The sequence below is a fragment of the Prosthecobacter gellanilyticus genome, from assembly GCF_007992435.1.
Classification (GTDB): domain Bacteria; phylum Verrucomicrobiota; class Verrucomicrobiia; order Verrucomicrobiales; family Verrucomicrobiaceae; genus Prosthecobacter; species Prosthecobacter gellanilyticus.
The window spans coordinates 1-20,341 of record NZ_BKAG01000064.1 but is presented as its reverse complement, the minus strand read 5'-3'; the positions used below and the strand labels follow the sequence as shown (position 1 = coordinate 20,341).

Below are 20,341 nucleotides of genomic sequence, written 5' to 3'. Positions count from 1 at the left end.
ACGGCAGCCCTGAGGGCCTGAATAACTTGGTCCAGACATGCAGCCCCCGCTTGCCATCCGCGCCGGGGGATTCCACTATCACTGCCCGTCATGCCCAAGTATATCCTCACTATTGGACTCGAGGTCCACGCCCAGCTCACCACGCGCAGCAAAATGTTTTGCGGCTGCCCGGTGGAGTTTGGAGCGGAGCCGAACACCCTCACCTGCCCCACCTGCCTCGGCCTGCCAGGTGCGCTGCCCGTTTTGAATGAAGGCGCCATCGAGAAGACCATCCTGACCGGAATGATGCTCGGCTGCACCACGCCGCCGGTGGTGAAGTGGGACCGCAAGAACTACTTCTACCCGGACATGCCGAAGAACTACCAGATCACGCAGTTTGACCTGCCGCTGTGTCTGGGTGGCGGCGTGCCGCTGTATGATCTGGCCTATCCAAAAGATGCGCAAAAGACGATCGCCAATCCTGGCAAGGTGGTGAAGCTCACGCGCATCCATCTGGAGGAGGACGTGGCGAAGAGCACGCACCATGACAAGTTCACCACCATCGACTTCAACCGCGCGGGCACGCCGCTGATGGAGATCGTCAGTGATCCGGACATCGACAGCGCGGAGGAGGCCGTGGCCTATCTGAACAGCCTGCGCCAGATTCTGATCTATGGCGGCGTGAGTGATGCGGACATGGAGAAGGGCCAGATGCGCGCGGATGTGAACATCAGCGTTCGCCCGGAGGGCCAGAAGGAGCTCGGCGTGAAGATCGAGCTCAAGAACATCAACTCCATGAGCGCCATTCGTCGCGCCATCAAAGCCGAGACGGAGCGCCAGATCGATGTGCTGGAAGGCCGCAACCCCGAGAAGCTGGTGCAGAGCACACGCCGCTGGGATGATGATGCCGGCGTGACCACCAAGATGCGCGACAAGGAAGACTCGCACGACTACCGCTACTTCCCCGATCCGGATCTGATCCCGCTGCGCACGGAGAGCCTCGTGACCCGCATCCGCCCGCTGGTGCCGGAACTGCCGCATGAAAAGCGTGCGCGCTTTGAGAGTGACTACGGCTGCAGTGCCTATGACGCGGATGTGCTGGCGAGCGAGAAGGAACTGGCTGCTTACTATGAAGCCGCCGTGGCTGTAAACACGCAGGTGCCCGCGAAGAAGCTGGCCAACTGGGTCATCAATGATCTGCTCGGCCTGCTGAAAGACACCGAAGGCGGCATCAATGCCTGCCCAGTGAAGCCTGAAGCGCTGAGCGAGCTCGTGGCCGTGGTGGAAGCAGGCAAGATCTCCAACAACCAGGCGAAGGAAGTCTTTGCCGAGATGTTCGCGAATGGCGGAAGCGCGTCGAACATCATCAAGGCGAAAGGCTTTGAGCAAGTCAGTGACACTGGCGCACTGGAAGCCATCGTGGATCAGATCATCGCATCGAACCCTGAGAAGGTCGCCGAGGTCAAAGGCGGCAATGAGAAGGCCATGAACTGGTTCACCGGCCAGGCCATGAAGGCCAGCCAGGGCAAGGCGAATCCAAAAATCGTCACTGAGATCGTGCGCAAGAAGGTGCTCGGATAAGCCTGGGCGCTTTCATCCCTTGGCCCCGCCTTTGGGCGCATCGGCAGCCTCTTTCTTCTTCGGCAGAGGTCCGATGTTCAGTGCCTCGTCTGCAGGAATCTTGGGCAGCGGTGGCACCGGCGCGGCGGGGTAAAGACCCAGCCAGCGCCCGAACCAGCCCGTGGTCACCATTTGCGCGGAAAACGGATAGCTGTGCCCGCCCGGAAAGGAGAACCAGCTGAAGCAGTCACCCGCTTTCAGGCTGTTGAGATACGAGTCGATGGCCTTGGGTGAGTATTCGTTGTTGTTCACGTAGTAGGCCATGGTCTCGGCATAGCCTCTGCGCTCCTTTCGGGCCTGCAGGGGATCTGGCAGGCCGGAGCCTTTCACATTCTGCCATTGGGCATAGACCTTCATCGTCTCCATGCACTTCGGCAGGATGTCGTGCTGCTTGTACTCGATCTCGCTGGAGATGATCATGAGCGGCCTTGGGGCCACCATCATCATCAGGCTCTCGAAGCCCACGGGGAGCAAAAGGTCGCGATTGGCGGGCAGGGTGTATTTGTAGAACTTCGGCATGAAGCTGACGGGCCCGCTGTTTTGCAGGATGCCCCATCGGCGGAGGCTTTCAGCTCCGCTGGAGGGTGGTTGCTCGCCATCGTCCGTCCAAGGTTCCTTTTCGGAGGTCATGCGGCTCCATCCATTCGGTTTCGGCTTGCCCTTGTAGCCGGGCGGATATTTGGGGCGGTCCCAATCCAGCACACCACCATTCGGCACGGCGGCGGAGATGCGCTGGTCGAAAGCGGCGGCAAAGAGCGTGACCTGACCGCCATAAGACCAGCCAGTGCAGCCGATGCCATTGGGATTCACGTAGGGCAGTGACTGGAGGTAGTCGACCGAGCGCATGACGTCCCAAATGCATTTGCCCATGATGGACCAGGCGCTCTCGGCCATGGGATCTGGAAAGCGCTTGTAGAACTGGCGTGTGTCGTTGGAACGATGCCCGGGCTCGACGCGCTCTCCGTCCGCGAGGAAGTCGATGCTCAAGGTCACGTAACCTTGCCTGGCAAGAAGCAGGCCTGCGGCGCGCCCCTGGGCATAGTAGGCATGCATGGCTTCCAGATCTTTTGGATCTGGCATGCTGTTGTTATAGCGCGGGTCTTTGCCCACCAGATCCTGACGGCCGACGAAACCTATCTTAGGGTCTGAGGCGAAGCGTCCCGCCAGTCCTGCGGGGCTGCTTTTTCCTGAACCATAGGTGGTGCTGTGCAGACAGATGATGGCGGGTGCCTGGATGCCGTGCTTCTCGTGGTTGGTCGTGACGCTGTCCGGCACGAGCAGCCAGCCGTAGTTCCAGATTTCTGACGGTGTGATGCCGCTGGCATCGGCTTCTGAGCGGAATTTGACTTTGTAGCGCGTGATGTCGCCTGCATTCACGGGATAGACATCATCACCGGGCGAGGCAGGCAGCTTTTCCGTGCTCAGGATCTGCAGATCCAAGGGCGGCTTGCTGGTGGGGAACGGGCCCAGAATCTTCAGCCACTCCTTTTCGATCTGCGCACGGCGCGCGGGCCACTTCACGCCAGCATCAACGGCCGGGTTCGGGGGTGGCGGCGCATCTGCACGCGCACTTTCCGGCAGTCCTGCCAGAGGGCCCGCCGCAAGAGCGAGGAGAACAAGGCCAGTCCATTTGATCATATCTATGGTTAGGTTAAAGACGGAGATAAAACGAGACCATTAGGCCTGTCATTACTGGTCTCGCCATGCAACCAAAGTTGGCACATTTCTCTTCATTCCGCCCAGAACCCATTCACATGGTTGATGAATGCAGCATGGAGAGCCTGATGAAGTCCGTTTACTGACGACGCATGACTTCCCCCCTCACCCGCCGAACCTTTCTGAATCATCTGGGCACCACAAGTCTTGGCCTCATGGCGGGAGGCCCCGCTTTCGCAGAATCGTCACTGTCGTTTGCCGATTCCTCGGCCTGGAAGAAGCATGGCGAACTCTTCCGCCATCACGGCGAGCCTGCCAATGCCTGGGTTCAGAACTTCACAAGCACCGTGGAGCCGTTGGAAAAGGATCGCTGGCGCATCTGGACCAGTATTTCCGGACCCAAGGGCGTGGCAAAGAACATCGGCTATCATGAAGGCGAGGTCGGTGGTGAGTGGAAGCGCACCATGGCGGTCTGCACACCGGGCGAGCCGGACAAAAGCGCAGCTCTCGCCATCGGCGGACTGCCTGAAGGCTGGGAGCCCGTGCAGGGAGTGCTGCTGAAGCTGAAGAATGGGCGCACGCGCCTTTATTTCTGGTCTCACGGCAAAGGCGCGGTGCGCTATCTCGCAGCAGACAGTGACGATGGCCGTGCCTTCAAGGTGCTGAATGCATCCTCACCCTGCCTCTACCACACGAGTGATCGCTGCGTGGGTGGTGAGGCGGCGGTGGAGATCGGCTTGACCAAGCTGGCCAACCGCAAGGCCAAGCCTGCCAAGGGAGAGGCGCCCGCGCCTGCGCATCTCATCACCAATGATGCCACGAACGTGTATCAACTGCCCGATGGCAGTTTCGAGCTCTACACCGTGACACTCTTTAGCGTTCCCAAGGATGATCCACGCTATGCCGCCAATGACAACATCCCCGGTCTCGTGCGCGTGATCGAGCGCCTCACCAGCGAGGACGGGCTCACGTGGACTAACAGGAAGCGTGTCATCTCTCCGGATGCCCAAGATCCGCAGGACCTGCAGTTTTACTACCTCTCTGTCACGCATACCGACAAAGGCCGCATCGGTCTCCTCGGACACTACCGCCTTGGCGCGCAGACGATGGACATCGAGGCTTGCTTCTCCAAGGATGGGATCACCTGGGAACGCCCGCTGCGCAAACCGTGGATTCCCCGTGATGCCCCGGGCACCACCGCCGGCAGCTATCTCCTCCACGCCCCGCATGCGATGGTGCGGCGCGACGGCCTCTGGCACCTCTTTTACACCGGCGGCAACTTTGCTCACAACCACAGCGAAAAGCACGGCCCCGCTGAAGTTCGAGCGGTCATGCTGGCGACATGTGAGGCACCTTGGAAGTGAGCTATGCCTTCACGTGTTGAGCAACCTTCCTCTCAGAACGTGAGCCTCCTGCTGTTCAAACGCAGCCCATGTTTTAGTACTTGCTTATTTAAGTATTCACTTAATTTATAGGCATGGAAAGCCTGGAAGCCATCGCTGATCCGACGAGACGCCGCATTGTGGAAATGCTGGCGCGGAAGGATCGCACCGTGGGGGAGATTGTGGGGAAGTTCGACATGAGCGCTCCAGCCATCTCGCAGCATCTGAAGGTATTGCGGGAGGCTGGGCTGGTCAGCTCGCGTGTGGAGGGGCAGTCACGCATTCAGACGCTGAATCCGGCGGGGCTGCAGCAGATCCAGGCCTGGCTGGTCTCCACGATGAATTATTGGAACCGACGGCTGGATGCGCTCGAAGCGGCGCTGCGTGCCGATGATGAGAAAAACAAACCTAGAAAGAAAGGCAGACAACCATGAACCCGCTCAACCAAGACCACGGAACGCTCGTCAACTCTGCCGAGGTACGCTTTGTCCGCATGCTGCCCGGCCCTGTGGAGCGCGTGTGGGAATTCATCACCGATGTGGACAAGCGCAGCCAGTGGTTCTGTGGCGGCACTGCGGAGAAGAAGCCCGGCGCGCCCATGAAGCTGACTTTCAACAACAAGACGCTGGCTCCCGGCCCGGAGGAGGTGCCGGAGAAATACAAGTCTCACGCGGCTGACGACATCGAGACAGATGCGGTGGTAACCCGCTGCGAGCCGCCGAAGCTGTATGCCTTCCAGTGGGGCGAGGGGGAGGTGATCTTCGAGCTCGAACCTCAGGGGGATAAGGTGAAGCTCACGCTGACTCACCGGAACTTGCCTAACCACAAGGAGGTCTTGGATGTCTCCGGCGGCTGGCACATCCACCTCACGGTGCTGGTGGCGAAGCTGGAGGGCAGCCAGCAACCGCCCTTCTGGAGCACGCTCATGCGGCTGGAGGATGAGTATCTCAAGCTCTTCGGACCAGCAGCATGAGCCGTGACAAGCGTACTCACCCGTTCTTCAGCGAGGCCATGTCGATGGAGAAGCGATACTTCACATCCGACTTCACCAGCCGGTCATAGGCTTCGTTGATCTGCTGGATGGCGATGACCTCCACATCCGACGTGATGTTATGCTCGCCGCAGAAGTCCAGCATCTCCTGCGTCTCGGCGATACCGCCAATGAGGGATCCGGCGAGACGCTTGCGACCAAAGATGAGACCGAAGGCAGCGACAGGCATGGGCTTGTCCGGGGCACCGACGAGCGTAAGCGTGCCATCGATCTTCAGCAGGTTTAGATACGTGTTGATATCGTGATCCGCAGAAACGGTGTCGAGAATGAAATCGAAGCTGGAGGCATGCTTCCTCATCTCGCCGGGGTCGCGGGTCACCACGACCTCGTCGGCCCCCAGGCGCAGCGCATCTTCTTTTTTGTTAGCCGAGCTTGTGAGCACCACCGTGTGAGCGCCGAAGGCATGGGCAAACTTCACTCCCATGTGCCCCAGGCCACCGAGGCCGAGAATTCCCACCTTCTTGCCCTTGATATCGCCCCAGCGGCGGATGGGGGAATAACTGGTGATGCCAGCGCAAAGCAGCGGCGCCACTCCTGCGAGTTCCAGATTCGTCGGCACCTTCAGCACGAACCGCTCATCCACCACGATGCTGCTGGAGTAACCGCCATACGTCACGGGCGCAGTGCCGTGCTTGTCGCGTGAGTTATAAGTGAAGGCGGCGCGTGGGCAGAACTGCTCCAGGTCCGCCTCACAGCTCGGGCAGGTATGATCCGAGTCCACCAGACAGCCGACGCCGACGATGTCTCCCTCCTGATACTTCGTGACGGCGGATCCCACCTGCGTCACGCGCCCCACGATCTCATGACCAGGCACGCAGGGATATACCGTCGGCAGGGCTTTCCATTCATTGCGCACCTGATGAAGGTCGGAATGGCAGACGCCGCAGTAGAGGATTTCGAGTTCGACATCACGATCCGTGGGAGCACGGCGCGGAATGCTGGTGGAGGCAAGGGGTGAGGTGGCGCTGGAAGCAGCGTAGGCTTTGGCAGTGGGCATAGAGGTCAGGGGATGAGGGTGAAGCAGAAAACCAAACGATTGGGAAGGCAGGCTCGCCTCAGGAGTTTTGAATCCGGGATGAGAATTACAGAAACATTCCCCCGGACGCCTCCACACGCTGCGCATTCACCCAGCGGCCTTCCTCGGAGCAGAGGAAGTTCACCACGCCGCCGATGTCATCTGGCACGCCGACACGGCCAAGAGCGATGGCCGAGTTCATAAACTCCCGCGCACCGGGATGCGAAAGCGCCTCGCGGGTGAAGTCGGTCTCGATGATGCCCGGAGCCACCACATTCGCGCTGATGCGGCGGGGGCCGAGCTCTTTGGCGAGGTAGCGTGTGAGCACCTCGATGGCGCCTTTCATGGAGGCATAGGCGGCATAACCAGGGATGCTGAAGCGGGCGAGACCCGTGGACGTGTTCACGATGCGGCCACCATCGGCGATCAAGGGCAGAAGCTTCTGCGTGAGAAAGTAGACGCCTTTGAGATGGACGTTCATGAGCTCGTCAAAGTCCTGCTCCGTGGTCTCGGCGAAGGGCGACTTGCGGTCAATGCCCGCGTTGTTGATGAGAAAGTCGAAGCTCTCGCGCTGCCATGTGGTGGTGAGGGCTTCCTTCAAGGATGCGGCGAAGGCCTCGAAGGTGCTGGTCTTGGCGGTGTCGATCTGCAGAGTCACGGCTTTGCGGCCGAGTGCCTGGATCTCTTTCACAACCTCATCACCCTCGGCCTTGCCGGAGCGATAGGTGACGATGATGTCCGCGCCTGATTTAGCGAGGGTGAGGGCAATGTTGCGGCCCAGACCACGACTGCTGCCGGTGACGAGGGCGATCTTTTTTTCGTGTTTCATACGGGCGAAGTTAAAGGGGTCGAGGTTTTAACGAGGCATTACTGAGCGCCAGCGGTGGGGCGGATGATGAGTTCATTGACGTCCACGTCACCGGGCTGCTCGATGGCATAGGCGACACCTCGAGCGATGGCATCAGGCGTGAGAGCGACCTTGCGGAACTCCTGCATGGCAGCGCGGGTGCCGGGATCTGAGATGGTATCCGCGAGCTCAGACTCGACCACACCGGGTGAGACGATGGTCACGCGGATGTCGCGAGTTTCCTGGCGCAGGCCTTCGGAGATGGCACGCACGGCGAACTTGGTGCCGCAGTAGACCGCGCAGCTCGGCCAGACCTGGTGCCCGCCGATCGAGGACACATTGATCACGTGGCCGGATTTGCGCTTCGTCATGTGCGGGAGCACGGCGGCGATACCATGCAGCACGCCGCGGATGTTCACATCGATCATGCGGTTCCATTCGTCGATCTTCAGTTCGGCAAGAGGAGAAAGCGGCATGACGCCGGCATTGTTCACGATGACATCAATGCGTCCAAATTTTTCCAACGCGAAGTTCGCGAAGGCCTGCATGTCTGCGAGGTTCGCGACATCCAGAGCGCGATACTCCACCGTGCCACCGGCGGCACGAAGTTCAGTGGCGAGTTTTTCCAGGCGGTCCGTGCGGCGAGCGCCGAGGACAATGCTGTGACCTTTCGCGGAGAGATGACGGGCGGTGGCCTCACCAATGCCGCTGCTGGCGCCGGTGATCAGAATGACTTTCGAGGAGGATGTGTTGGAGGAGGATGTGTTGGAGGAGTTCATGATGTTTGTTTGTTGAGTTTGTGAAGGGTCAATTTCCTTCGCTTCTGACGTCTCCACTTCTAGGGGCACTCCTGTTTTGCCGCTAGACCTAGACCTCCGGAAGATTTGCCTAATTCTCCGATCTGTGAGATAATTGGCAGATATGTGTGACTATACCTTGCCTATTCATCCATGAAAACCAAGTCCGCACGCGCCTCATCCTCTCGTCAGAGACCACCGCTGCATCCGCCAAAATATCAACGCTTTGTGGAGTTGCTGGCGGATCAGGTACGCGGGCAGGGCTTCAGTCCGTCGCGGCTCGCAGGCGTGAAATTCATGCGCTCAACGATGGAGGTGCCTAGGACACAAGTGTCCTATGAACCGAGCATCGTCATCGTAGCGCAGGGCCGGAAGTCCGGCTATCTGGCGGGGAAGAAGTTTGTCTATGACGCGAACCACTTCCTGGTGCTGGCGATGCCGCTGCCCTTTGAATGTGAAACCGAAGGCAGCGAGGATGAACCTTTGTTAGGCTTGTCCATCGGCGTGACACCGGCGCTGGTGGCGGAACTGCTGATGCATGTGGAGCAGCCGCCGCTGAACAGCGCGTCGCCGCAGGCCATCCAGTCCTCCGAACTGGATGATCGTCTGGGTGATGCCGCGACGCGTCTGGTGGAGTGCCTGCGCCATGCGGATGATGCACGCATCCTGGGACCGCAGATTGTGCGGGAGATTACGTATCGTGTGTTGAATGGACCGCTGGGGCACAATCTCCGTGCGCTCGCCGCACCGCACAGTCATTTCGGCCAGATTGGCCGCGTGATGACCAAGCTGAACACCGACTATGCGCGCACCCATGACCTTCCCACCCTGGCCAGTGAGGCCGGCATGAGCGTGTCCACTTTTCATGCGCACTTCAAGTCCGTGACCTCCTTCTCACCGCTGCAATACCTCAAGAACGTGCGCCTGCACAAAGCACGCATGCTGATGGTGCATGAGGGCATCAACGCCAGCAGCGCCGCCATGGAAGTCGGCTACGAAAGCGCCTCCCAGTTCAGCCGTGAGTTCAAACGTTTGTTCGGCGACAGCCCGGCCAATGTGGCGCAGCAGCTGAGGAAAACTTTGATCCGGCTGTCGTGATATGAAAGACCAATTTTCATGACGGTTTAATGACACTTTATTGACGGTTTCATGACGAACGCCGGGCACTTTGTCAGCCCTCTGCCCCACTTGAGATAAGCTCCCGGATTCGGGCAAAGTCTCGTCGCGCCTCGTCCATAGAAAGCCCCGGATTAGCGCGGCGATACTCGATCACAAACGCTTTCAGGTCGTTCACGTGCGCAGCATCAGCCAGAGCTTTGGTCGTGACTTTGGGGTGAGGTAGATCAAAGAAGATGCGATCTGGCTGCCACTGTCCCCAATCGAGACCGCGATAGCAATCTCCCCACTTCTCAGCGTCCTTACGGCAGGAAAACCCATGGATAATGTCGTTGAACAAAAAGCAACACCTTAGACATTTGCGGGGGATCTCGACTTTCGCGCGGATATATCTGTCTTCATAAACCACCGGGTCGGTTGGTCCATGAATACCACATGGACCAAAGTCCAAGTGCATGTAGCGGTTCAACTTGTCCATAAACCGGCAACATCCACCCTCGAAACTTAGTTCGCAGCTGCCGCATTTGTTAGGAATCGCTCCACGGCTCCCCAGATGCCCGTATGGCACGGGCGGATCAATAGGCCCATGGACAGGACACGGCGGGAAATAGAGGTGATGCATGGGCCACTATCTGGTCAAAAATAGTGGCCCGCATCAACTCCTTCATTCGCAAGATCACGCCTTCGCCAAAATCTCATTCAGCGTGGCGCTGGGGCGAAGGGCCGCATCGGCTTTGGCGGCGTCGGGCTTGAAGTAGCCGCCGACGTCGACGGGCTTGCCTTGGACGGCGAGGAGCTCGGCGACGATCTTCTGCTCGTTGGCGGTGAGTTCGGCGGCGATGGGCTTGAACTGGGCTTGGAGCTCAGCATCAGCGGTCTGCTCGGCGAGAGCCTGGGCCCAGTAGAGGGCGAGGTAGAAGTGGGAACCGCGGTTGTCGATGGTGCCGAGCTTGCGGCCGGGGCTGCGATCGTTCTCGAGGAACTTGCCGGTGGCGGCATCAAGGGTATCTGCGAGGACCTTGGCCTTGGCGACGCCGAAGCTGTCAGCGATGTGCTCGAAGCTCGGGGCGAGGGCGAAGAACTCACCGAGGCTGTCCCAGCGGAGGTAGTTTTCCTCAAGGAACTGCTGCACGTGCTTCGGCGCGGAGCCACCGGCACCGGTCTCAAAGAGGCCGCCGCCGTTCATGAGAGGAACGATGGAGAGCATCTTCGCCGAAGTGCCGACTTCGAGGATGGGGAAGAGGTCGGTGTTGTAGTCACGCAGCACGTTGCCAGTAACGGAGATGGTGTCCTCACCTTTGACGATGCGCTCGAGGGAGAAGGTGCAGGCTTCAGCCGGTGGCAGGATGCGGATGTCGAGACCAGTGGTGTCGTGATCCTTGAGGTATTTTTCCACCTTGGCGATGATCTGCGCGTCGTGAGCGCGGGTCTTGTCCAGCCAGAAGACGGCGGGAGTCTTGGAGACGCGGGCGCGGTTGACGGCGAGCTTCACCCAATCCTGCACCGGAGCATCTTTGGTTTGGCAGGCGCGCCAGATGTCACCCTGCTCGACTTCGTGTTCGAAGAGCACCTTGCCGGTGCTGTCGGTGACGCGGATCACACCATCGCCGGGAGCTTCGAAGGTCTTGTTATGGCTGCCGTATTCTTCAGCGGCCTGGGCCATGAGGCCGACGTTTGGCACGCTGCCCATGGTCTTGGGATCGAGGGCGCCGTTCTTCTTGCAGAAGTCCACCACGGCCTGGTAGATGCCGGCGTAGCTGCTGTCTGGAATAACCGCAAGTGTGTCCTGCTCCTTGCCGGCGGCGTTCCACATCTTGCCACCGCCGCGGATCATGGCGGGCATGGAGGCATCCACGATCACATCACTCGGCACATGAAGGTTAGTGATGCCTTTGTCGCTGTTCACCATGGCGAGGGCCGGGCCGCTCTCATAAGCCGCCTTGATGTCGGCTTCGATCTCGGCCTTCTTGTCAGCGGGGAGCTTTTCGAGCTTCGCGGCGAGGTCGCCAAAGCCGTTGTTAAAGTCCACGCCGATCTCAGCAAGCGCAGCGCTGTGCTTGGCGAGGAGGTCCTTGAAGAACACACGCACGGCATGACCGAAGATGATGGGGTCGCTGACCTTCATCATGGTGGCCTTCATGTGCAGGGAGAAGAGCACGCCATCCGCCTTGGCCTTGGCGATCTGCTCGCCCAGGAAGGTCACGAGAGCCTTCTTGCTCATGCGGGTGGAGTCGAGGATCTCGCCCGCCTTGAGAGGGGTCTTGTCCTTGAGCACCTTCGTGCTGCCGTCCTTGCCGACGAACTCGATCTTCACGTCTGTGGCCGCATCGACCGTGACAGACTTTTCGTTAGAGCGGAAATCATTCGCGCCCATCGTGGCGACGCTGGTCTTGGAGTCGGCGCTCCACTTGCCCATGGAGTGCGGATGAGCCTTGGCATAGTCTTTGACAGCCTTCGGAGCGCGGCGGTCGCTATTGCCTTCACGCAGCACAGGGTTCACGGCGCTGCCCATGACCTTGGCGTAACGAGCTTTGATATCTTTTTCAGCATCCGTCTGCGGGTTTTCAGGCAGATCGGGGAGCTTGTAGCCTTTGGCCTGAAGCTCGGCGATGGCGGCCTTGAGCTGCGGCACTGAGGCGGAAATGTTGGGCAGCTTGATGATGTTTGTCGTCGGCTCCAGGCAGAGCTTGCCGAGGTAGGCGAGGTCATCTGACACGCGCTGATCTTCCGGAAGGAGATCGGAGAAGACTGCCAGGATACGGGCCGCGACCGAGATGTCCCGTGTCTCCACCGCGATGCCGGTCGACTTCGTGAAAGCCTGCACGATGGGCAGGAACGAGTAGGTGGCCAGAAGAGGGGCTTCGTCGGTCAGGGTGTAGATGATGGTAGGCTTGGCAGACATGGGGAGGAACGGGGGAATTTAGGAGCCGGAGAGCTAGACGCGACGGCAGGGCGAGGCAAGCCGCAGCTTTTGTGCCGGAGGGGTGCTTTTCAGGGAGTTCCAACCTGGAGCAAGCCCCCGCAGGCCCGGAGCGTTCTAGTGGGCATGAAAACGCCTCTCTCCCTCCTGGTGTGCCTGAGTGTGATCTCACTCTCCCAGGGGACGGAGGTGGAGCCGCAGCCCTTCCTGGCGGCCACGCAGCGGCTGCTGGAGGCCACCAGTTTCCTGGGCACTCCTTTTTCCAAGGAGGAGATCAGCGCACTGCAGGCGGCCATCACGGCAAACGATGCGGCGGCCGTGCAAAAGGCGCAGACGGTGCTGGATGCGCATGCGCTCTTTCAGGTCACGATCACCCCGGAGCAGCGGGTGAAGGTGGCCACCGGGGCGGCGAAGCCCGTGCTGGATGAGTCCGGCTGGCGGCAATACCTGGTGCGGGTGGGCAATGAGGCCGGTGTGACCGCAAAACTCGCCGCCAGCAGCCCGCAGTCCAAGGTGATGTATGTGCCGGGATCGCCGCCCGTGGCTCCGAATGCGCAGCCGAAGGATCCGGGGCCCCCTGCCCTCTCGGCGCGCTGGCTGGACGTGCAGATGTTTGAGGCCGCGCCGGTGCAGCCAACCTTGAGCGGGCTGGGCGTGGAATATCGCATCATCCAGCTCTACAGCCGCGATGTGGGCAAGCGGGATGCGACCTTCAGTTTCGACACCGGCCAGGGCACGCAGGACCTGGGCTTTCGCAATGAGACGAGCGTGCTCTTTGACTGCCAGCCTGCGCGTGAGGTGAAGCTGGCGATCGAGGATGAAAACGGCCAGCCCTGCATTGCCGAGCTGCTGATCAAGGACAAGGCCGGGCGCGTGTATCCCTCGCAGATCAAGCGGCATGCGCCGGACTTCTTTTTCCATCCGCAGATTTATCGTGGTGATGGCGAGACATTGAAGCTGCCTGATGGCAGCTATGACATCGTGTTTCGTCGCGGCCCGGAGTCGGTGCCTGAGGCGCGAAAGGTCACGATCGCGCGTGAAAACACCACACTGAAGTTCCAGGTGAAGCGCTGGATTGATCCGAGCAAGCTTGGCTGGTGGAGCGGTGATCATCACATTCATGCGGCCGGCTGCGCGCACTACTCCGTGCCGACACAAGGTGTGCATGCGCCGGACATGGCACGGCATTGCCAGGGCGAGGATCTCAAGATCGGCGCGAACCTCACGTGGGGGCCGTGTTTTGATTATCAAAAGCAATTCTTCACGGGCACGGATGACAAGGAATCGCGCTTCCCGTTTCTGCTGCGCTATGATGTGGAGGTCAGCGGCTTCGGCTCGCACAAAAGCGGCCATCTTTGTCTGCTGAAGCTCAAGGAGCAGATGTATCCCGGTGGCGACAGCACCGCGCACTGGCCCACGCTCTGCCTGAACACGCTGAAGTGGGCAAAGAAACAGGGTGCTCTCACGGGACCTGCTCACAGCGGCTGGGGCTTGCAACCTCTTGCACAGGATGATCCAGCCCGTGACAAGCAATACAAGCTCGGCCTAACCAGTGTTACCGATGAGCTGCCGAACTACATTGTGCCGCCCTTCAATGGCATCGGTGCGTGCGAATACATCGTGGACGTCACCCACATGGTCGAAGGGCCGGAAGGCAAGCCGGTGCCGGCGGTGGATTTCCTCTCCATGGTGGACACGCCGCACACCTGGGAGCTGAACATCTGGTATCACACACTGAACGCGGGCTTCCGCACACGCATCAGCGGCGAGACGGACTTCCCCTGCATCTATGGCGAGCGCGTGGGCCTTGGCCGCGCCTATGTGAAGCTGGATGACAAGCTCAGCTATGACGGCTGGTGCGAGGGCATTCGCGCAGGTCGAGCCTATGTGAGCGATGGCAAAAGCCATCTCATGGAGTTCAAGGCAGGTGATGCTGAACTCGGCGTGAAGGACAGTGAGGTGCGTCTCGCGAAACCCACCACGATGAAAGTCACTGTCAAAGCCGCGGCGATGCTGGAAACGCAACCGCGTCCGGAAATCCAAAACGCGCCCGCAGGTCAGAAGCCGTTTTGGGATCTTGAGAGGGCACGCATCGGCACCACGCGTGAGGTGCCGGTGGAGTTGCTGGTCAATGGCGTGTCCCTGCAGAAGCAAAACATCATCGCTGACGGAACCACCCGTGACTTGAGTTTTGATGTGCCGGTTGAAAGAAGCTGCTGGCTCGCCCTCCGTATCCGCGCGAGCTCGCACACGAACCCCATTTTTGTCATCGTGAATGAACAGCCGATCCGCGAGAAGCGCAGCCTCGAATGGTGTCTCAAAAGCGTGGACCAGTGCTGGTCACAGAAAGAAGCGCTCATTGATCCGAAGGAGCATACTGATGCCGTAGCCGCCTATGATCATGCGCGGAAGGTGTATCGGGAGAGGCTGGCGGAGTGACCGGCGCACCCCTGTCGTATTTCATCCACACTTTGTCGTGGTGAAGCGGGGACACTCCTCGCTATGATCTTCCACCTAACCATGCGTCTTCAAAACAAAGTCATCCTCGTCACCGGCAGTGCCACGGGCATTGGAAAAGCCATCGCCAAACGTTGTGTTGCCGAAGGCGCGAAAGTCGTCATTCACGGCCTGGAGGCAGACTTGGCCGCTGAAGTGGTCGCTGAGATCGGCGCAGACAAAGCCGTGGCCCACGTGGAAGACCTGACCAGCGAAACCTGCCCTGCCACGCTGGTGAATCTAGCCGTGAGCACCTTCGGCAGACTCGACGCGATCGTGAACAATGCCGCCATGGTGACCGCGTCCAACATCCACACGACCGACCTCGCTTTCTTCCGGAAGATGCTGGAGGTGAACACCCTGGCCCCCTTCGCCCTCATCAAGGCAGCCCTGCCCGAACTGCGCAAGGTGCGCGGCTGCGTGCTGAACATCGGCAGCGTGAATGCCTGGAGCGGCGAGCCTAACCTGATGCCCTACTCCGTCTCGAAAGGCGCGCTGATGACGCTCACCCGTAACCTGGGCGATACCTTGATGCGCGAGGACGGTGTGCGCGTGAACCAGATCAATCCCGGCTGGGTCCTCACCGAAAACGAAGCCAAGCGCAAACGCGAGCACGGCCTGAAGGACGACTGGTATGCGGACCTGCCGAAAGTGTATGCACCGGCCGGCCGCATCCTCTGGCCGGAGGAAATCGCCGCAGCCGCCGTCTACTGGCTCGCCGATGAAAGCGGCCCGATCAGCGGCCAGGTCATGGACCTGGAGCAGCACCCCTTCATCGGTCGCAATCCCCCAAAGGACAGCACGACCATTCCTTGAATCCTGATTTGAGATTTCTGACTCAGAATTCAGGAATCATGAATGCAAAAAGAAGCGCCGTCCGGAGCGTGAGCTCGCAGACGGCGCCCGAGGAGTCAGACTTCGCTTAGTGCTTATGAGCCGTCTTGGTAGCGGTGCCAGGGGTGGCGCAGCACGAGGCTGCGGCCGGCTTGGCAGTGCTGTCCTTGGAGCAGCATGAAGTGCACTCCTTGTTCGTCGCGCAGGACGCGAGGAGCAGGGACGAAGCAGCAAGTGTGAGGGTGAAGAGACGGATCATCGAGAGAAGTGTCGGTTGGCAACGCTTGAACTACGAAGATAAGGCCGTCAGGCCCATCAACTTACTTGCTGGACATCACCGGAGCTGGCGGTGGTGGCGGTGGTGGCTTGGAAGCGCAGGAGACGAGGCCGCCGGCGATGACCGAAGCCGCGAGAGCGAGGAGGGCGTATTTCATAGTGTTGTTCGTTGTGTTTGTTGTTGTTCTCACGGCCTTTTCACGGGCGCATGGAATTGACGAGAATTAACAACGAACCAAACGTTTGCAAATACGCAAATAAGACTACGGCAGGAAAGTCCCGGGTTCCATTCTCACCGTGGTGAGGCAGGAAGATCTAGGATTTGATCCTTCAAGACACTTGGCGGCGGCTTCAGCAAACTGCTTCCCGAGGCCGGTGCGGGTGCGCTAGGAGGCAAGGCCGCAGGCTCTGGAACCTCGATGGCCTGGGGCACCGAGGAGGCCTTCGGAATGCCTCCCTTGGAAGGTGCAGGCCCGTTACCACCATGAGTCTGGAGAGCAGGTGGCGTCGAAGGGTGAGGACCCTTCTTCAGCCAAAGCGCGTCACCCGAAAGATGCGCCAGCACGCCACCAATGATCATGGAACCGCCGATGAACACCGCCGCGCGCAACCAAAAGGGCACAAAATGATCCGGCGGCAAAAGCGCCTCATTGGCATTGATGGTGGGCGGGGCATCCACCGCTGTCTTGGCCCAGTCAGGACCGGAGGAGGGTGCCGTCTCGCTGGTGCCGCGGAAGAGCAGTTCAGCAAACCCCACGCTGGGCCTTTCAGCTGCGCCCGCAGGTGCAGGAGAGGTAAGACCACCCGTCAATGGCACGGGAGCACTGGTCACCGGCTGGGCAGTCACGGCGATCACAGGTGCCTCCCTCGGCATCGGCGTGGCCTGGATCTGTTGAAGACCTCCGCCATTGCGGCTGCGCACCTGCTTCGGCTTCACCGGCTGCAGCGGCTCGGAAGGCGGCTGCTCCACCGGCTTCACCAGATCATGATGATGCACCATGCGCGCATAGCGGGCCAGGAAGTCCGCTCGCTTGACCGCGATGCCCTCGCGCCCTTTGGCGATCTCCTCGTCCAGCAAACGGCCCACGGTTTCGATCTCCCGTCCGCCCTCCGCAGATTCAGAAACAGCACCCGGCAAGGTCTCCAACGCCAGAAGAAAACGGGCCACGGCAGAGAGCCAGGCTGCATTCCATGGGTTCGCATTCGTGCTGCCAGGCTTCGGCGGTGGCAGCAGCAGCGCGGGGTCCGTCCCGCGTCCCGCCATGGCCGCCAGCGTGGGGTGCGCCCGCAGCATGATGGAAAAGGCAGGCCAGTCCGTGAGCTTCGTCAGCAGCAGCTTCGTGCTGCGGCTGTCCTCGCGCGGGAAACCAGTGAGCAAATAAATGTCCTCCAGACGCAGGCGCGGCACATCGAGACCCGCTTTCTCCAGTTGGGTCAGCGCCGCATCCAGACCAGCCAGCACCAGATAAGTCTCATGCGCATTCAGAGCGCGGCGGTCACGCAAAAGATCCGTCAGCGTGATGCCCTCCGCCACTTCCTCCGCCATGCATGAAAGGCCCTCGCTGTCCTGCAAAAGCGCCACCGGCACAATGCTCGGGTAGTCGCGCTTCTTGTCCAGGCGGAAGGCCTTGTCATCCGCCGCCTGCACCACACTCGTGGCCAGGCGTGAGGGCGGCACCTGCTCCACCAGCACACTGCGCCCCGTCTTCGTCAGCGTGCCGCGCATCGCATAGGGGTTCGCCATGTCCAGCCGCTGGCTTTGAATGCGCACACGGTTCACCAGAGCACGGGCGATCTCCTGGTAGCTCGCCAGTTGCGGAGCCAGCAGAGCACGCGGCTTTTGTGCGGTAGGGATCTCGCCGCCCAAAGTCTCCGGCACCAGCTTCACCAGCGCAGCGCGGAGATTCTTCATCGCCATCACCGTGTCCGCCGCAGCCGAGACCAGGCACGCGCCTAACAATTCCGTAAAATCCGCCGCCGGCAGAGGTGAATCCGCAAAGGAAGGTCCGCCCGCTTTCTCATCCAGAAAGGTCTTCAGGAACTTCGCCTGCTTTTCAAAAGCCGTCTTCAGACCGCGCGTCTTCTTCGCCACGGAGGAAACGAGCGCATAATCCGCCACCTGGATCAGCAGCGAGTGCGGCCCCGTCTGCACCACACGCAGACAGTCTAACGGATTGTTAGGCATCAGGTCCACACGCGAGCACAGCGCCGCGGCCGCATCCAGCGATCGGCTGGCCAGCATCACCGCCAGCCACCCAGGAAGATCCGTCTGCCGCGCCAGATAACCCGCCAGCGACTCACCATCCACATTGCTGGTGATGTAAAAGGGATTGCCATCATCCTCACCGAAGTCCGAAAGCCGTGCCAGCAGCGGATGCCCGCTCATTTGCAGCTTCCGGCAGCCCTCTTCAAAACCCGGCCGGTCCGCCAGCGGAGAGAGCAGCACGTGGCAGTGCACGAACTCCAGACGCTGCGTGTCAAAGCCCAGCACGTTCACCTGCTCCGCGTTGCGGGTCAGCTCCACGTTGTTGCCGTCCACGTCCTGGACGATCAAGTAGTGTCTGAAAAGACTGGGTTCCGCCATGGTGAAGTGCGCCGAAAGAAAAAAGCGGGCCAAGTCTCGCCGGGCACGTGCGTTTGACAAGGGCTGAATATAAACCCGATGCTTGCCATCTAAGGCCTGGACCTGATAAAAGCCTGATTTTCCACCCTCCCCTCCATGAACCTCCCACTCATCGCCACCCTCACCATCATTGGCACAGCCTCCGCCTCTGCCGTGGACTATGCCCAGATCAAAAATCTGTTCAGCCAGAAGTGCTATGCCTGCCATGCCGTGAGCAAGGGTAAGACCAAGGGTGATCTGGCCCTCGATACGCCGGAGGAGCTCGGCAAGGTCATCAAGCCAGACGGCCTCATGATCCCGGGCAGCCCTGAGAAGAGCAAGCTGCTCGACTCCGTGAAACTCCCGGACGACGATGATGATGTCATGCCGCCCAAGGGCAAAAACCGCCTCACTCCTGAGGAAGTCACCCTCCTGACCGCCTGGATCAAGGAAGGCGCCTCCATCACCGGCGGCGGCGCAGCCCCCGCCGCAGCCCCTGCGGCTCCTGCGCCAGGTGCTCCGGCTGCCGCTGGCGTGGAAACCTGGACCAGCAGTGATGGCAAGGCCATCCAGGCCACCTTCGTGGGCATGAAAGGCCCTGACGCCCTCCTGAAAATGGCCTCCAACGGTGAAGTCTTCCAGGTGCCCCTGTCCCGCCTCTCCGAAGAGAGCCAGGCCAAGATCAAGGCGGCCACCGGCATGCAGTAATTTTTCAGAATGAATGGGGCAGAGAGATTCTGGAGAATCTTTCTGCCCTCATTTTTCTGCCAAATGCCCTCTGGAGCAGCTCCCGGCGCTGAAATGCCGCTTGCCAGACGGGCAGATCCCACTACTCTCCGCCCCCCTTCCGCCCGGAGTTTCGGGCAAAAAACGTCCCCCTATATAGCCGATGAAAGCCGAACTCGTCGAACAAGCCGCCCAGATCATCAAAGATCCGCCGATCCTCATCAACATGGTTTCGAAGCGCGTCCGGCAGCTGAACAGCGGTCGTTCCCCCCTTGTCGAACGCCGCCCAGGCCTTCGTGAGGCTGACATCGCCCTCCTGGAGATCATCCACGGCAAGATCAAGGTTGCAGATCTGGCCGAAGAGGTCTGATCCAACCTGTTTTGACTCTTACCTTGGCGGCATCCCCCTCCCCGCCGCCATATGAACGACGAAATCGCCACCAACCGCAAAGCCCTGCGGGATTACCAGATCCTCGAGCGCTACGAGGCGGGTGTGGAACTTCGGGGCACCGAGGTCAAATCCATCCGCCAGGGCCGCCTGAACATCAGTGATGCCTTCGCCCGCGTGGAGCGCGGCCAGGTCTGGCTCTACAATCTGGACATCCAGGCTTATGACAAGGCCAACGGCTTCACCCAGCACGAGCCCCGCCGCACCCGCCGCCTGCTCCTGCACAAGCGGGAGATCCTGAAACTCTACGGCGAGACCCAGCAAAAGGGCCTCTCCCTCCCCGTCCTCCGCGCCTACTGGAAAGAGTCGCACGTCAAAATCGAGATCGGTGTCGGCCGCGGCCGCGATAAAGGCGACCAGCGCGAAGCCGTGAAGGAAAAAGAAGCCAAGCGCGAAGCCCAGCGCATCGTCGCCCGCTTCAACGAGCGCGGCCGCAGCTGATAGCGCCAGGTTGGCATTCACTAAAACTCTTGCCCAAATGGCCACGAAAAATCGCGGCAGCGTCGTGGAGTGCGGTGGGAAGCGCTCAAGCGCGACACCGCTGTGTGCGCAGGACTGCCTTGATTGCTAGAGCAT

The 20,341-nt window shown here is 60.3% G+C and carries 17 protein-coding genes; 10 read left to right on the top strand and 7 right to left on the bottom strand.

Annotation, left to right across the window (positions count from 1 at the left end):
• Nucleotides 1-90: 90 nt before the first annotated feature.
• Nucleotides 91-1,560 (top strand): Asp-tRNA(Asn)/Glu-tRNA(Gln) amidotransferase subunit GatB, encoded by a 1,470-nt coding sequence (gatB, locus tag BGE01nite_RS26115; protein ID WP_146855387.1) that lies wholly within the window; start codon nucleotides 91-93, stop codon nucleotides 1,558-1,560.
• A 12-nt stretch (nucleotides 1,561-1,572) separates the two neighbouring features.
• Here gatB and BGE01nite_RS26110 read toward each other — a convergent pair whose 3' ends face one another.
• Complete coding sequence (locus BGE01nite_RS26110) at nucleotides 1,573-3,237, bottom strand: dienelactone hydrolase family protein (RefSeq protein WP_146855385.1); 1,665 nt, start codon at nucleotides 3,235-3,237, stop codon at nucleotides 1,573-1,575.
• Nucleotides 3,238-3,407: 170 nt separating this feature from the next.
• On the opposite strand from BGE01nite_RS26110, the gene BGE01nite_RS26105 reads away from it, so the two are divergent.
• From BGE01nite_RS26105 to BGE01nite_RS26095, 3 genes are all read left to right on the top strand, one after another.
• Nucleotides 3,408-4,619: a hypothetical protein gene (locus tag BGE01nite_RS26105; protein WP_146855383.1), complete on the top strand. Its 1,212-nt coding sequence runs from the start codon at nucleotides 3,408-3,410 to the stop codon at nucleotides 4,617-4,619.
• A gap of 113 nt (nucleotides 4,620-4,732) precedes the next feature.
• Nucleotides 4,733-5,071, top strand: coding sequence for a metalloregulator ArsR/SmtB family transcription factor (locus BGE01nite_RS26100; RefSeq protein WP_146855381.1), 339 nt, complete (start codon nucleotides 4,733-4,735; stop codon nucleotides 5,069-5,071).
• Nucleotides 5,068-5,610, top strand: coding sequence for an SRPBCC family protein (locus tag BGE01nite_RS26095; RefSeq protein WP_146855379.1), 543 nt, complete (start codon nucleotides 5,068-5,070; stop codon nucleotides 5,608-5,610). Before BGE01nite_RS26100 ends, BGE01nite_RS26095 begins: the two co-directional genes overlap by 4 nt.
• Nucleotides 5,611-5,626: 16 nt before the next feature.
• Here the strand turns inward: BGE01nite_RS26095 and BGE01nite_RS26090 are convergent, their stop codons facing one another.
• From BGE01nite_RS26090 to BGE01nite_RS26080, 3 genes are all read right to left on the bottom strand, one after another.
• Nucleotides 5,627-6,685, bottom strand: a complete 1,059-nt coding sequence (locus BGE01nite_RS26090) for an NAD(P)-dependent alcohol dehydrogenase (RefSeq protein ID WP_146855377.1) — start codon at nucleotides 6,683-6,685, stop codon at nucleotides 5,627-5,629.
• An 85-nt stretch (nucleotides 6,686-6,770) separates the two neighbouring features.
• Nucleotides 6,771-7,532 carry an SDR family NAD(P)-dependent oxidoreductase gene (locus BGE01nite_RS26085; RefSeq protein WP_146855375.1) on the bottom strand — a complete coding sequence of 254 codons (762 nt, stop codon included), beginning with the start codon at nucleotides 7,530-7,532 and terminating at the stop codon, nucleotides 6,771-6,773.
• A gap of 38 nt (nucleotides 7,533-7,570) precedes the next feature.
• Nucleotides 7,571-8,329, bottom strand: a complete 759-nt coding sequence (locus BGE01nite_RS26080; RefSeq protein WP_146855373.1) for an SDR family oxidoreductase — start codon at nucleotides 8,327-8,329, stop codon at nucleotides 7,571-7,573.
• Nucleotides 8,330-8,500: 171 nt separating this feature from the next.
• Here BGE01nite_RS26080 and BGE01nite_RS26075 point away from each other — a divergent pair, with 171 nt between their 5' ends.
• On the top strand, nucleotides 8,501-9,445 hold the full coding sequence (locus BGE01nite_RS26075; RefSeq protein WP_146855371.1) for an AraC family transcriptional regulator: 945 nt from the start codon (nucleotides 8,501-8,503) through the stop codon (nucleotides 9,443-9,445).
• Nucleotides 9,446-9,518: 73 nt separating this feature from the next.
• Here the strand turns inward: BGE01nite_RS26075 and BGE01nite_RS26070 are convergent, their stop codons facing one another.
• Nucleotides 9,519-9,941: a hypothetical protein gene (locus BGE01nite_RS26070; protein WP_146855369.1), complete on the bottom strand. Its 423-nt coding sequence runs from the start codon at nucleotides 9,939-9,941 to the stop codon at nucleotides 9,519-9,521.
• Nucleotides 9,942-10,139: 198 nt separating this feature from the next.
• Nucleotides 10,140-12,365 (bottom strand): NADP-dependent isocitrate dehydrogenase, encoded by a 2,226-nt coding sequence (locus BGE01nite_RS26065; RefSeq protein WP_146855367.1) that lies wholly within the window; start codon nucleotides 12,363-12,365, stop codon nucleotides 10,140-10,142.
• A 144-nt stretch (nucleotides 12,366-12,509) separates the two neighbouring features.
• Between BGE01nite_RS26065 and BGE01nite_RS26060 the strand changes: the two genes are divergently transcribed.
• A complete protein-coding gene (locus BGE01nite_RS26060; protein WP_170267078.1) occupies nucleotides 12,510-14,822 on the top strand; it encodes a CehA/McbA family metallohydrolase in 2,313 nt (770 codons plus the stop codon).
• An 81-nt stretch (nucleotides 14,823-14,903) separates the two neighbouring features.
• The gene (locus BGE01nite_RS26055) at nucleotides 14,904-15,695 is read left to right on the top strand and encodes an SDR family NAD(P)-dependent oxidoreductase (RefSeq protein ID WP_146855365.1); all 792 of its coding nucleotides are present in this window, start codon (nucleotides 14,904-14,906) and stop codon (nucleotides 15,693-15,695) included.
• 586 nt (nucleotides 15,696-16,281) lie between these two features.
• On the opposite strand, the gene BGE01nite_RS26050 is transcribed toward BGE01nite_RS26055, so the two are convergent.
• On the bottom strand, nucleotides 16,282-18,606 hold the full coding sequence (locus BGE01nite_RS26050; protein ID WP_146855363.1) for a protein kinase family protein: 2,325 nt from the start codon (nucleotides 18,604-18,606) through the stop codon (nucleotides 16,282-16,284).
• A 102-nt stretch (nucleotides 18,607-18,708) separates the two neighbouring features.
• Between BGE01nite_RS26050 and BGE01nite_RS26045 the strand changes: the two genes are divergently transcribed.
• The 3 genes from BGE01nite_RS26045 to smpB all read left to right on the top strand — a co-directional run bounded on the left by BGE01nite_RS26045 (nucleotide 18,709) and on the right by smpB (nucleotide 20,206).
• Complete coding sequence (locus BGE01nite_RS26045; protein ID WP_146855361.1) at nucleotides 18,709-19,299, top strand: c-type cytochrome domain-containing protein; 591 nt, start codon at nucleotides 18,709-18,711, stop codon at nucleotides 19,297-19,299.
• A gap of 181 nt (nucleotides 19,300-19,480) precedes the next feature.
• Entirely contained in the window at nucleotides 19,481-19,687 is a 207-nt protein-coding gene (locus tag BGE01nite_RS26040; RefSeq protein WP_146855359.1) for a DNA-directed RNA polymerase subunit omega, read from the top strand.
• A 51-nt stretch (nucleotides 19,688-19,738) separates the two neighbouring features.
• Entirely contained in the window at nucleotides 19,739-20,206 is a 468-nt protein-coding gene (gene smpB, locus BGE01nite_RS26035) for an SsrA-binding protein SmpB (RefSeq protein WP_146855357.1), read from the top strand.
• Nucleotides 20,207-20,341: the final 135 nt, after the last annotated feature.